The sequence below is a fragment of the Xanthomonas sp. SHU 166 genome, assembly GCF_000364685.1.
Lineage (GTDB): Bacteria > Pseudomonadota > Gammaproteobacteria > Xanthomonadales > Xanthomonadaceae > Xanthomonas_A > Xanthomonas_A sontii.
Genome location: NZ_AQOJ01000485.1, coordinates 1 through 10976 on the forward strand (window position 1 = coordinate 1; position 10976 = coordinate 10976).

Annotated in this window: 13 protein-coding genes; 2 read left to right on the forward strand and 11 right to left on the reverse strand. The window is 69.9% G+C overall.

The genetic code is table 11. The annotated features are described in order from the left end of the window. From D180_RS12675 to D180_RS12715, 9 genes are all read right to left on the reverse strand, one after another. On the reverse strand, positions 1-285 hold a 285-nt coding region (locus tag D180_RS12675), incomplete at its 3' end, for an aldehyde dehydrogenase family protein (RefSeq protein ID WP_043090932.1). Beyond that, positions 282-1244, reverse strand: a complete 963-nt coding sequence (locus tag D180_RS12680) for an alpha/beta hydrolase (protein WP_017908782.1) — start codon at positions 1242-1244, stop codon at positions 282-284. The genes D180_RS12675 and D180_RS12680, both read right to left, overlap by 4 nt. A gap of 109 nt (positions 1245-1353) precedes the next feature. Further along, positions 1354-2127: a 1,6-dihydroxycyclohexa-2,4-diene-1-carboxylate dehydrogenase gene (locus D180_RS12685; protein WP_017908781.1), complete on the reverse strand. Its 774-nt coding sequence runs from the start codon at positions 2125-2127 to the stop codon at positions 1354-1356. Next, positions 2124-3155, reverse strand: coding sequence for a benzoate 1,2-dioxygenase electron transfer component BenC (benC, locus tag D180_RS12690; protein WP_017913082.1), 1032 nt, complete (start codon positions 3153-3155; stop codon positions 2124-2126). The genes D180_RS12685 and benC overlap by 4 nt, the downstream gene beginning before the upstream one ends. A 26-nt stretch (positions 3156-3181) precedes the next feature. Next, complete coding sequence (gene benB / locus D180_RS12695) at positions 3182-3670, reverse strand: benzoate 1,2-dioxygenase small subunit (protein WP_017908779.1); 489 nt, start codon at positions 3668-3670, stop codon at positions 3182-3184. Then, positions 3667-5022 (reverse strand): Rieske 2Fe-2S domain-containing protein, encoded by a 1356-nt coding sequence (locus D180_RS12700; protein ID WP_017913083.1) that lies wholly within the window; start codon positions 5020-5022, stop codon positions 3667-3669. Before D180_RS12700 ends, benB begins: the two co-directional genes overlap by 4 nt. A gap of 105 nt (positions 5023-5127) precedes the next feature. Then, the gene (catA, locus tag D180_RS12705) at positions 5128-6066 is read right to left on the reverse strand and encodes a catechol 1,2-dioxygenase (protein WP_017913084.1); all 939 of its coding nucleotides are present in this window, start codon (positions 6064-6066) and stop codon (positions 5128-5130) included. A gap of 80 nt (positions 6067-6146) precedes the next feature. Then, complete coding sequence (gene catC, locus D180_RS12710; protein ID WP_026143319.1) at positions 6147-6437, reverse strand: muconolactone Delta-isomerase; 291 nt, start codon at positions 6435-6437, stop codon at positions 6147-6149. A 2-nt stretch (positions 6438-6439) separates the two neighbouring features. Then, a complete protein-coding gene (locus D180_RS12715) occupies positions 6440-7609 on the reverse strand; it encodes a muconate/chloromuconate family cycloisomerase (RefSeq protein ID WP_017913086.1) in 1170 nt (389 codons plus the stop codon). Between the two features lie 161 nt (positions 7610-7770). Between D180_RS12715 and D180_RS12720 the strand changes: the two genes are divergently transcribed. Beyond that, positions 7771-8700: a LysR family transcriptional regulator gene (locus tag D180_RS12720; protein ID WP_017908774.1), complete on the forward strand. Its 930-nt coding sequence runs from the start codon at positions 7771-7773 to the stop codon at positions 8698-8700. A gap of 89 nt (positions 8701-8789) precedes the next feature. Then, positions 8790-9359: a DUF1415 domain-containing protein gene (locus D180_RS12725; protein ID WP_017913087.1), complete on the forward strand. Its 570-nt coding sequence runs from the start codon at positions 8790-8792 to the stop codon at positions 9357-9359. A gap of 82 nt (positions 9360-9441) precedes the next feature. On the opposite strand, the gene D180_RS12730 is transcribed toward D180_RS12725, so the two are convergent. Then, positions 9442-10149 (reverse strand): pseudouridine synthase, encoded by a 708-nt coding sequence (locus D180_RS12730; protein WP_017913088.1) that lies wholly within the window; start codon positions 10147-10149, stop codon positions 9442-9444. Then, positions 10146-10976 (reverse strand): methyltransferase (locus tag D180_RS12735; RefSeq protein ID WP_017913089.1); only part of this gene is annotated, 831 nt, incomplete at its 5' end. The genes D180_RS12730 and D180_RS12735, both read right to left, overlap by 4 nt.

Below are 10976 nucleotides of genomic sequence, written 5' to 3' on the forward strand. Positions count from 1 at the left end.
GGCCAGTTGCGCGGCCTGGCGCAGTACCTGCGCGCGTTGCGCATACGGCGCCGCGGCCCAGCCGCGTTGCGCCTGCGCAGCGGCGGCGGCCGAGACCGCGACCTGCGCCGGGCCAGCCAGGCCGACGCGGCCGAGCTGCTCTCCGCTGGCCGGCGCGATCGCCTCCGCGCTCTCGGTGGCGGCCTGCCACTGACCGGTGAAAAGCGCTCCGTGCCAAAAATCGTGCTGCAGCAAAAGCGTATCGTTCATGCGGGTGTTCTCCTGGGAATCGGGGTTGCCGGTCATGCCAGTCGCGCGCTCAGGAAGGCGGCGGCATGTTCGATGGCGCGCACGGCGGCCGGCAGCACGCCGGCCATTTCGACGAAGCCGTGCACCATGCCCGGCAGTTCGACGTACTCCACCGCCACCCCGGCCGTGCGCAGGGCATCGGCGTAGTGGCGGCCGTCGTCGCGCAGCACGTCGCAGGCGGCGGTGTAGATCAAGGCCGGTGGCAGTCCGCGCAGATCGGCCGCGCGCAGCGGCGACAGCCGGCTGTCGCTGGGGTCGTACTCGGCCACGAACGGCGCCGACATCGCCTGCATCACCGCCAGCGTCAGCGGCGGCACATGCGCGTTCTCGTGGCGCGCCGCAAAGTCCTGCGATGCCGGCGACAGATCCGTACTCGGATAGAACAGCGCCTGCGCGCGCAGCGCCACCGCACTGCCGCGCAACTGCTGACAGGCCACCGCCGCCAGACTGCCGCCGGCGCTGTCGCCGGCCACGGCCAGGCGGCCGGCATCCAGGCCCAGCTCGCCGGCGTGCGCCGCCAGCCAGGCGATCGCCGCGACCACGTCCTGCGGGCCGGCCGGGGCCGGATGTTCCGGCGCCAGCCGGTAGTCCACCGCCACCACCGCGCACGCGGCCGCCTGCGCCAGGCGCCGGCAGACCGGATCGTGGGTGTCCAGATCGCCGGCACTCCAGCCGCCGCCGTGCAGATAGACGATGGCCGCGGTGGCCTGCGGCGCGCTGACCGGCCGATACAGGCGCAGCGGGATCGGACCGGCCGGCCCCGTGGCGGTCAGCGCACGGACCTCGGCCACCGGCAACGGCGTGCCGCCGAGCAGCGCGCCGATCTGACCGTAGGCCTGGCGCAGCTGCGGGATCGGCAGGGTCTCCAGCGGGGGCGCGCCGCTGGCGGCCATGCCTTGCAACACCGCCAGCACGTCCGGCGCCAGCCGCGAAGGGTCGAAGAGAGGGGACTGCATGGCGTTCGCTCCAGGAAAGGACAGAGGTGAGGACACGGGGGTCAGTGGGCGCCGCCGGTGCGTGGCGACAGGCCGCGGCGACGCGCGCACGGCGGGCCGGGCGGGTGGATCATCCCTGGTCGCCGCCGCCCACCGGCAGCACCGTCCCGGTGATGTAGGAAGCCTCGTCCGAGGCCAGGAACAGGATCGCCGCGGCCTGCTCGTCGAGCGTGCCGTAGCGTTTCATCAGGCTCGATTCCACGGTCTGCGCGACGATCTGCTGATACCAGGCCTGCGCCTGCGCGCTCTGCGCATCGGCATTGCGCGGCACCCGCCGCGGCGGCGCCTCGGTACCGCCCGGGGCGACCGCGTTGACGCGGATGCCATGCGCGGCGTGCTCGAACGCCAGGCACGCGGTCAGCGCGTTGACCCCGCCCTTGGCCGCGCCGTACGGCACGCGATGGATGCTGCGGGTGGCGATGGAGGAGACGTTGACGATCGCCCCACCGCCCTGCGCGATCATGTACGGCAGCGCCGCGCGGCATCCCCACAGCGCCGGGAACAACGAGCGCCGCACCTCGGCCTCGATCTGCGCCGGGGTGTATTCCTGGTACGGCTGCGCCCAGATGGTGCCGCCGACGTTGTTCACCAGCACGTCGATGCGGCCCATCTGCGCCTGCGCGAACTGCATCGCCCGCGCGTTCTCCTCGTAGTGTTCCAGGTCGGCCACCAGCGTGGCGACTTCGGCCGGCGCCAGTGCCTGGGACAGTTCGGCGACATGGGCGGCGCGGTCCACCAGCACCAGCCGTGCGCCCTCGGCGGCGGCACGCTCGGCCACGCGCAGGCCGATGCCCTGCGCCGCGCCGGTGACCACCACCACCTTGCCGGCGAAACGCGCGCTCATGCGGCCCGTTCCTGCACCGGCGCCACGGCGCTGGGGGTGAACTTCTCGTAGTGGAAGGCGGCCGGAACCAGCCCGATGCCGGAAAAATGCGTGCGCACCGCTTCGACCATCGGCGGCGGTCCGCACAGGTACACGTCCACGTCGCCGCCGTGCAGGGCGTGCGCAGGCAGGTGCTCGGTGACGTAGCCGGTGCGCGGATGCGCCGCCGCCGGATCGACCACGCAGGTATCGAACGTGAACCAGTCGGCCTGCTCGGCCAGCGCCTGCAGGCGCTCCAGCAGCACCAGGTCGGCGCCGCGGGTCACGCCGTACATCAGATGCACCGGATGCGCGCAGCCGCTGGCCTGCAATTGCGCCAGCATCGACAGGAACGGCGCCAGGCCGGTGCCGCCGGCCAGCAACAGCAGCGGCCGGGTGATCTCGCGCAGGTAGAAGCTGCCCAGCGGGCCGTTGAGGTCCAGGACCTGTCCCGGCGTGGCCGCGTCCAGGTAGGCGCTCATCAGGCCGCCGGGGACGCGCCGGATCAGGAAGGTCAGCGTGGACGCACCCGGCGCGGAACTGAAGGAATACGCGCGCAACTGGCCGCTGCCGGGCACGGCGATGTTGACGTACTGGCCGGGCAGGAAGGCCGGCGCCGGGCCGATCGTCTCCAGGGTCAGTTCCAGCGCGGCGTCGGCATGCGCGACCACCGCCGCCACCGTGGCCTGGAAGTGCACGCTCCCGGTCTTGCAGACGAGCGAGGTCGCCGGCACCGCCACGGCGCAGTCCGACTGCGGCCGCATCTGGCAGGTCAGGACCATGCCGGCGGCGGCTTCATCGGCGCTGAGCGCGTCCTCGATGTAGTCCTCGCCCAGATCGTAGCGCCCACGTTCGGCGCGGCACTTGCAGGTGCCGCACACGCCGTCGGCGCAATCCATCGGCAGGTTGATGCGCTGGCGGAAGGCGGCGTCGAGCACCGTCTCGCCGTCGTTGCAGTCGATGAAGCGGGTGATGCCGTCTTCGAAATTCAGCGCGATGCGATAGGACATGGCGGTTGCTCGCAGGTGCGTGCCGATCAGACGTGGTAGACGTCGACGACCTGGCGGATGTAATCGTTCTTCAGCACGATGGTCTTGCGCGCGATGCGCAGCGCGTCGTCCTGCCGGCGCAGGGTCAGCGTCACCGTGCCGAAGAATTGGTCGGTGACCTTGTAGCGATGGCTGAGCGTGTGGAAATTGTGCCGCACCTCGATGTCCTGCCCGTGCTCGGACAGCACCTCGATGTTGCTCAGGTTGTGGCTGGTGCGCGGCTCCGGCGTGGAGGCGCCGGAGCGCTCGGTCTTGATGCGGAACACGCGGTCCTCCAGCCCGGAGCGATCGGCGTAGTAGATCAGCGAGATCTGCGACTGCGGATCGTCGGTGAGGCGGTCGTCGTCGTCCCAGGCCGGCATCCAGTACACCGCGTCCTCGGCGTACAGGGTCAGCCACTCGTCCCACTGGCGGTCGTCGAGCAGGCGCGCCTCGCGGTACAGGAAGGCGCAGATGGTCTGGTAGTCGGTGCTCATGCCGTACCCTCGCGTTCGCGTGCGATCGCCTCGCGCATCGCCTCCGCCCAGTATGCGTGCTGGCGCACGAACAGGCCTTCGTCCTCGCTGCGCTCGCCCGACAGCAGCGGCGCCAGTCCCATCCGCCGCGCATTCTCGTCGGGGCCGTCGATCCACAACGGCGCGCCGCGGCTGAGATCGTTCCACGGCGCCGCGCCGGCGGCGTAGCCGGCCTGGCACGCGCGGAACTCCTCCAGGTCGTCGGCGGTGCCCATCCCCGAGACGTTGAAGAAATCCTCGTACTGGCGGATGCGCAGCGCACGGTCGCGCGCGCTTTCGCCCTTGGGCGCGAAGCAGAAGATGCTGACCTCGGTCTTGTCCACGTCCAGCGGCCTGACCACGCGGATCTGCGTGGAGAACTGGTCCATCAGGAACAGGTTCGGATACAGACACAGGTTGCGCGTCTGCTCGACGATGAACGCGGCGCGGTCGGCGCCCAGGCGCTGCGCCAGTTCCTCGCGCTGCGCGTACACCGGGCGCACTTCCGGGTTCATGGTCTTGGTCCACAGCAGGATGTGGCCGTTCTCGAAGCCGTACACGCCGGCGACGCTCTTGCTCCAGCTGCCGGCATCGACCGCCGGGGTGCCTTCCTGCTTGCGCCGGCTCATGGTGGCGGCGTAATTCCAGTGCACGGTGCTGACGTGGTAGCCGTCGCAGCCGTTCTCCATCTGCAGCTTCCAGTTGCCGTCGTAGACATAGGACGAGTTGCCGCGCAGCACTTCCAGCCCCTGCGGCGCCTGATCGACGATCTGGTCGATGATGATCCGGGTCTGCCCCAGGAACTCGTGCAGTGGCGCCACGTCCTCGCGCAGGCTGCCGAACAGGAAGCCGCGGTAGCTCTCGAAGCGCGGCACGCGCTTGAGATCGTGGCTGCCGTCCTGGCCGAACTGCGGCGGGTACTGGGTGGTCTTCTCGTCCTTGACCTTGAGCAGCTTGCCGGTATTGGAGAAGGTCCAGCCATGGAACGGACAGGTGAAGCTGCCCTTGTTGCCGTGCTTGCGCCGGCACAGCATCGCGCCGCGATGCGCGCAGGCGTTGATGACCGCGTGCAGTTCGCCGTGCTTGTCGCGGGTGATCACCACCGGCTGACGGCCGATGTAGGTGCTGTAGTAGTCGTTCGGCGCGGGGATCTGGCTCTCGTGCGCCAGATAGATCCAGTTGCCCTCGAACAGATGCTTCATTTCCAGTTCGAACAGATCGGCGCTGGTGAAGATCTCGCGACGGCAGCGGAACTGTCCCGCGGCGGGATCGTCCTGCACGGCATTGGCGAGCAGGGTGTCGAGCGCGGCCGCAGGGGCGATGACGGCAGACATGGGGGTGTCTCCTGTGAGAATGGCGGCGGCCTGCGTTGGCAACCGCAGGCCGCGGCAGTGACCGGCACGGGGCGACGCGCAGCGTGCCCCGTGACGCGGCGGAAACTAGGCGGCGACGCGGCGGCGCAGCGGATTGGCCTGGTTGTCCACGCCTTCCACCAGTGCGGTGAGGCGGAAATCGAACTGGATCTCGGCAAACGGGCCGCTCAGGCCGTTGGCCTGGATGCTGGCCTCGTCGCTGCGTTCCACCAGATCCGGCACCAGGCCATCGCGGGTGGCGTAGGCGAAGTCGTCGTTGACCAGCGGGTCGCCGGCGATGTTGATCTGCGTGGTCAGCTTGCGGTGGCCGTCGGCGCCGACGAAGAAGTGGATGTGCGCCGGACGCTGGCCATGGCGGCCGAGCGCGAACAGCAGGCGTTCGGTCGGGCTGCCCGGCGGCACGCCGTAGCCCTTGGGCACGATGCTCTGGAAGCGGTAGCGGCCTTGAGCATCGGCGATGATCGTGCGGCGCATGTTGAACGGCGCCTGCTTGCCGGTGGGGTCGAAGTGCGAATAGAAGCCGCGGGTGTCGCAGTGCCAGACCTCGACGCTGGCGCCGGGCAACGGACGACCGTCGGCGCCGTACACGGTGCCATGCATGATCAGCGGATGGCCGTTTTCGTCGCTGCCGTCGTCGAGCCGGGCGAAGCCGTGCGCCACCGGCGCGCCGGCCACGTACAGCGGTCCTTCGATGGTCCGCGGCGTCGGATTGTCGATGCCCAGTTGCGCGTCGATGGCGTCCAGGCGCAGATCCAGGAAGTGGTCCAGGCCCAGCCCGGGCGAGATCAGCCCGGCCTGCCCTGCCGCGCCCAGGTCGTTGAGCCAGGCGATCGCGCTCCAGTACTCGTCGGGCGTGACATCCAGATCGTCGATGGCCTTGAACAGGTCCGACAGCACGCGATGCACGATCCGTTTCACGCGCGCGTCGCCGGCCGTCTGCTCCAGGCCGCTGACCGTGCGCAGGAACGCCTGCACCTCCGGGGTCTCGAAAATCTTGACGCTCATCGTCTGGTTCCTTCTCTGCTCATGGTTGCGTTGGCTGCCTTGAGACGTTCCCCTCCCGAGGAAGCGCCCGTGGTGCGGGACTAGCGATCGTCCTCGTACAGCGACGAGGGATGGCGGCACAGCGGGGTGACCGCGATGCGCATGTAGGGAAACAACGGCAGCGACAGCAGCAGCGCGTGCAGTTCGGCGTTGTCGGCCACGTCGAAGATGCTGACGTTGGCGTACTGCCCGACCACCCGCCAGATATGGCGCCACTGGCCGCTGCGCTGCAGCTGCTGGAAACGCGCCTTTTCGTCGCGCTTGAGCTGCTCGGCACGCTCGGTCGGCATGTCGCCGGGCAGGTTCACTTCCATGCTCACGTGAAACAACATGTTCATTCCTCCACGCCGGTAGCCACCGGCATCACGATGCGGCGGCGATCGCGGCGCAGCGCGTCCACCCGTGCCTCGTCCAGGGCGATGCCCAGGCCTGGTCCGCACGGCAAGTGCAGTTGGAAATCCTCGTAGCGCAGCGGCTCGGCGAGGATCTCCTCGGTCAGCAACAAGGGACCGAACAGCTCGGTGCCCCATTGCAGGTTGGCGAAGGTGGCGAAGGCATGGGCCGAAGCGATCGTGCCGATCGCCCCTTCCAGCATCGTCCCGCCGTACAGGCCGATGCCGGCGGCATCGGCGATGGCCGCGACCTTCTGCGCGGCGTACAGGCCGCCGGACTGCTCGATCTTCACGGCGAATACGTCGGCCGCGCCGCGTCGCGCCGCCTCGAAGGCGCTTTCCGGGCCGCTCAGCATCTCGTCGGCCATCAACGCGATCGGGAAGCGGCGCATCAGCCGCCGCATCGATGCCAGCGACGCCACCGGTTGCTCCACCAGTTCGCAGCCGGCATCGGCCAGCGCCGGCAGCGCACGCACCGCCTCGGTCTCGCTCCAGGCCATGTTCACGTCCACGCGCACCGCGGCGCGCGCGCCCAGCGCGCGCTTGATCGCGGCCACGTGCGCCACGTCCTCGGCCACCGCTCGCGTGCCGATCTTCAGCTTGAACACGTTGTGCCTGCGCGCGTCGAGCATGCGCTCGGCCTCGTCGAGGTCGCGCGCGGTGTCGCCGGAGGCCAGGGTCCACGCCACCGGCAGGCGCTGGCGCTGGCGCCCGCCCAGCAGTTCGGACACAGGCAGTCCGACCCGCTTGCCCTGCGCGTCCAGCAGCGCGGTCTCGATCGCGCACTTGGCGAAATGGTTCCCCTTGACCATGCTGCCGACACGCTGCATCAGCGCCTGCACCGCACTGGCGTCGGCACCGACCAGCAGCGGCGCGATGTAGCGGTCAATCGCCAGTTGCATCCCCTCCGGGCTCTCCGCGCCGTAGGCCAGCCCGGCGATGGTGGTGCCCTCGCCCAGCCCGACGATGCCGTCGCTGCAATGCACGCGTACCAGCATCAGGGTCTGTCCGCGCATGGTCGCCATCGACAGGCGATGCGGGCGGATCGTGGGCAGGTCGAGCAGCAGCGTCTCGACGCGTTCGACGGTGGCGGTGGTGGGGTGCGGTGACATGGCGCCGATTCTTGGCCCGGCACGGCACTGCCGTCCAAGACTGAATGCAGCACCATTTCATACCCTGAAGATATAGTATGGCGGGAAACCTAGACGTTCATGATTTGCTGCAGCACAGCATACTTTGAATGTCATGTAACTTTCCGCCACAGCGAGCGTCTATGGATCTGCGTCAACTCCGCTACTTCGTGGCCGTCGCCCGCGAACGCAACTTCACCCGTGCCGCAGAAATCCTGCATATCGCGCAACCGCCGCTGAGCCGGCAGATCCAGCAGATCGAACAGCAACTGGGCGTGCCGCTGCTGGTGCGGCGCAGCCGCCCGCTGCGTCTCACCGACGCCGGACGGCTGTTCTACGAGGAAGCGCTGCAGGTGCTGGGCAGGGTCGAGCAGATGACCGAGGCCGCGCGCCGGCTCGGCCGCAGCGAGCGCCGCGTGGCCTCGATCGGCTTCGTCGCCTCCACCCTGTACGGCGGTCTGCCCACGGTGGTGCGGCGCCTGCGCCAGGCGCGACCGGACCTGGAAGTGCGCCTGGTCGAGCTGATGTCCAGCCAGCAGGTGGAAGCGCTGAAGGAAGGCCGCATCGACCTGGGCTTCGGCCGCGTGCGCAGCAGCGACCAGCATGTCGAACGCCTGGTCCTGCGCGAGGAGCGCCTGGTCGCGGCGATCCCGATGGAACACCCGCTGGCCGCGGAGGACGCGCCGCTGCCGCCGGCGGCGCTGGCCGGGCAACGGCTGCTGCTCTATCCCAGCCATCCGCGCCCCAGCTTCGCCGATCAGGTGCTGTCGCTGCTGCAGGATCACGGCGCGCATCCCAGCGAACTGCAGGAGGTGCGCGAGCTGCAGACCGCGCTGGGCCTGGTCGCGGCCGAGAGCGGGATCTGCCTGATCCCGGCCTCGGCGCGGTCGATGCGCAGCGACCTGCATTACCGCCTGATCGACGACGAACACGCCACCTCGCCGATCATCATGAGTTATCGCCGCAACGACGACTCCGGCCTGGTGGAACTGACCAAGCAACTGATCCGCGAGATGTATGCCGAGCATCCGCCGTGGCTGGACGTGTCCTACAACCGCTGGAACGCACCGTAACCCCGGCCACCGGCGCCTATCCGGCATACACTGGCCGCCGCGCGCGGCCCCGTGCCCACGCGCGCCGCCCCTTCGCCGCCGCCGACGCCATGCCTCCCACCTCGCTTGCCCCCGCCTCCGACGACCCGATCGCCCTGACCCGCCGATGGCTGGAGCGCGCGGTGATCGGGCTGAACCTGTGTCCGTTCGCCAAGGCGGTGTACGTCAAGCAGCAGGTGCGTTTCGTGCTCAGCGATGCGAGTACGCCCGAGGCACTGCTCGAACAGCTGGCCGAGGAACTGGTGCTGCTGCGCGACACCCCGGCCGAGCAGATCGACACCACGCTGATCGTGCACCCGGACGTGCTGCAGGACTTCCTCGACTACAACGACTTCCTCGACAACGCCGACGCCGCGATCGAGGCGCTGGACCTGCAGGGCGTGCTGCAGGTCGCCAGTTTCCATCCGCAGTACCAGTTCGCCGGCACCGCACCGGACGACATCGGCAACTACACCAACCGCGCGCCCTACCCCACCCTGCACCTGCTGCGCGAGGACAGCGTGGAACGCGCAGTGGCCGCCTTCCCGGACGCGGACGTGATCGTCGAGCGCAATCTGCAGACCCTGGAGAAGCTGGGGCTGGAGGGCTGGAAGCGGGCGGTTGGGGAGCGGGATTCGTGATTGGGGATTCGGGATTCGTAAAAGCGGGATTCGCCGCGGTGCGAGGAGCATCGCGCCTTTGCCAATCCCGAATCCCCAAGCCCTAATCCCGGCCCTCGAACAACCGCGCCACGTCCGCCGCCTCCAGCACCCGCCACTGCCCCGAGGGCAGATCGTCCAAGCCGAAGCCGCCGATGCGGCTGCGGTGCAGCGCGGCCACGTGGTTGCCGACGGCGGCGAACATGCGCCGCACCTGGTGGTAGCGGCCTTCGTGCAGGGCCACACGCACCTGCCGCGGCCCCAGCGTCTCCAGTTGCACCGGCAGCAGCGGCGTGGTCTCGCCGTCGAGCATCAGCGTGCCGCTGGCGAACTGCGCGGCCTCGTCGCCGCGCAGGTCCTCGGCCAGGGTGGCCTCGTAGACCTTGGCCAACCGCGCCTTGGGCGAGACGATGCGATGCAGCAGCGCGCCGTCGTCGGTCATCAGCAGCAGACCGCTGGTGTCGCGGTCCAGCCGCCCCACCGTGGACAGCAGCGGCGAGCGCAGGCGGAAGCGCGGCGGCAGCAGGTCGTAGACGATGCGTCCCGGATCCTTGGTCGAGCAGGTGTAGCCGACCGGCTTGTGCAGCGCCAGGATCAGCCCGGGCGGCGGGTCCAGCGGCTCGCCGTCGACGCGGATCGTGGCGTGCGGCACCTGATCGTCGGCGTACAGCACCTCGCCCTCGGCGTCGGTGATGCGGCCCTCGCGGAACATCAGCGCCACCTGCTTGCGGCTGCCGTAGCCCAGGTTGGCCAGGTGCTTGACCAGTTTCATCGGCGCGCTCCGGCACGGCTGCGCACCGCGTGGATCAGCTTGAAGCCGTCGCGGGTGGCGAGCACCTCGGTCTCCCCGAAGCTGGCGTCGAGCACCGCCTCGTAGGGCAGATGCCGGTTGGCGACCAGGAACAGCCGCCCGCCGGGCGCCAGCGCCTGCGCCGCCACCGCGATGAAGCGCCGGCCGATGTCCGGCCGCTCCATCCGCCCCGGCGCATGGAACGGCGGATTGCTGACGATGACGTCGTACTGCCCCGGCAGTCCGGTGGTCACGTCGTGCCAGTGGAAGCCCAGCGTCGGGCCGGCCGGTGCCTGCGCCAGATTCGCGCGCGCCAGCGCCAGCGCGCGCGCGTCGGCCTCGAACAGGTCCAGCGCGGTCAGTTGCGGGCAGCGCGCCAGCAGTTCGGCCGACAGGTAGCCGTAGCCGGCGCCGAGATCGGCGGCACGGCCGCGCAGATCGGCGGGCAGGTGTTCGGCCAGCAGCGCCGAGGCCGGGTCGATGCGATCCCAGGCGAACACGCCCGGGCGGCTGCGGAAGCGACCGTCGAGAATCGGCCGCACCGCATCCAGCGTCGCCCAGCGCTGCTGCAGCGCGGCGTCGTGGCCGCCGTCCAGCGGCGCGGTCCAGTACACCCGGCAGTGGTGCTTGGTCAGCTTGCCGCCGAGTCCAGCCAATTGCTGCAGGTCGTCCTCGCCGGAGCGCGCGCCCTCGTTGTTGGCCTGGCAGGCCACCACCATGCCGCCCGGCGCGGCCAGCGCCACGGCGCGCGCCAGCAGCGCCCGCGCTTCCTCGCGCTGGCGCGGCGGCAGCACCAGCACCAGCGCGTA

Bases quoted from the DNA above. Each gene is read 5' to 3' on its own strand.
- benC (WP_017913082.1), bottom strand. From the start codon at position 3,155: ATGTCCTATCGCATCGCGCTGAATTTCGAAGACGGCATCACCCGCTTC.
- D180_RS12700 (WP_017913083.1), bottom strand. From the start codon at position 5,022: ATGTCTGCCGTCATCGCCCCTGCGGCCGCGCTCGACACCCTGCTCGCC.
- D180_RS12715 (WP_017913086.1), bottom strand. From the start codon at position 7,609: ATGTCACCGCACCCCACCACCGCCACCGTCGAACGCGTCGAGACGCTG.
- D180_RS12725 (WP_017913087.1), top strand. From the start codon at position 8,790: ATGCCTCCCACCTCGCTTGCCCCCGCCTCCGACGACCCGATCGCCCTG.
- D180_RS12685 (WP_017908781.1), bottom strand. From the start codon at position 2,127: ATGAGCGCGCGTTTCGCCGGCAAGGTGGTGGTGGTCACCGGCGCGGCG.
- catA (WP_017913084.1), bottom strand. From the start codon at position 6,066: ATGAGCGTCAAGATTTTCGAGACCCCGGAGGTGCAGGCGTTCCTGCGC.
- D180_RS12730 (WP_017913088.1), bottom strand. From the start codon at position 10,149: ATGAAACTGGTCAAGCACCTGGCCAACCTGGGCTACGGCAGCCGCAAG.
- D180_RS12720 (WP_017908774.1), top strand. From the start codon at position 7,771: ATGGATCTGCGTCAACTCCGCTACTTCGTGGCCGTCGCCCGCGAACGC.
- benB (WP_017908779.1), bottom strand. From the start codon at position 3,670: ATGAGCACCGACTACCAGACCATCTGCGCCTTCCTGTACCGCGAGGCG.
- D180_RS12680 (WP_017908782.1), bottom strand. From the start codon at position 1,244: ATGCAGTCCCCTCTCTTCGACCCTTCGCGGCTGGCGCCGGACGTGCTG.
- catC (WP_026143319.1), bottom strand. From the start codon at position 6,437: ATGTTGTTTCACGTGAGCATGGAAGTGAACCTGCCCGGCGACATGCCG.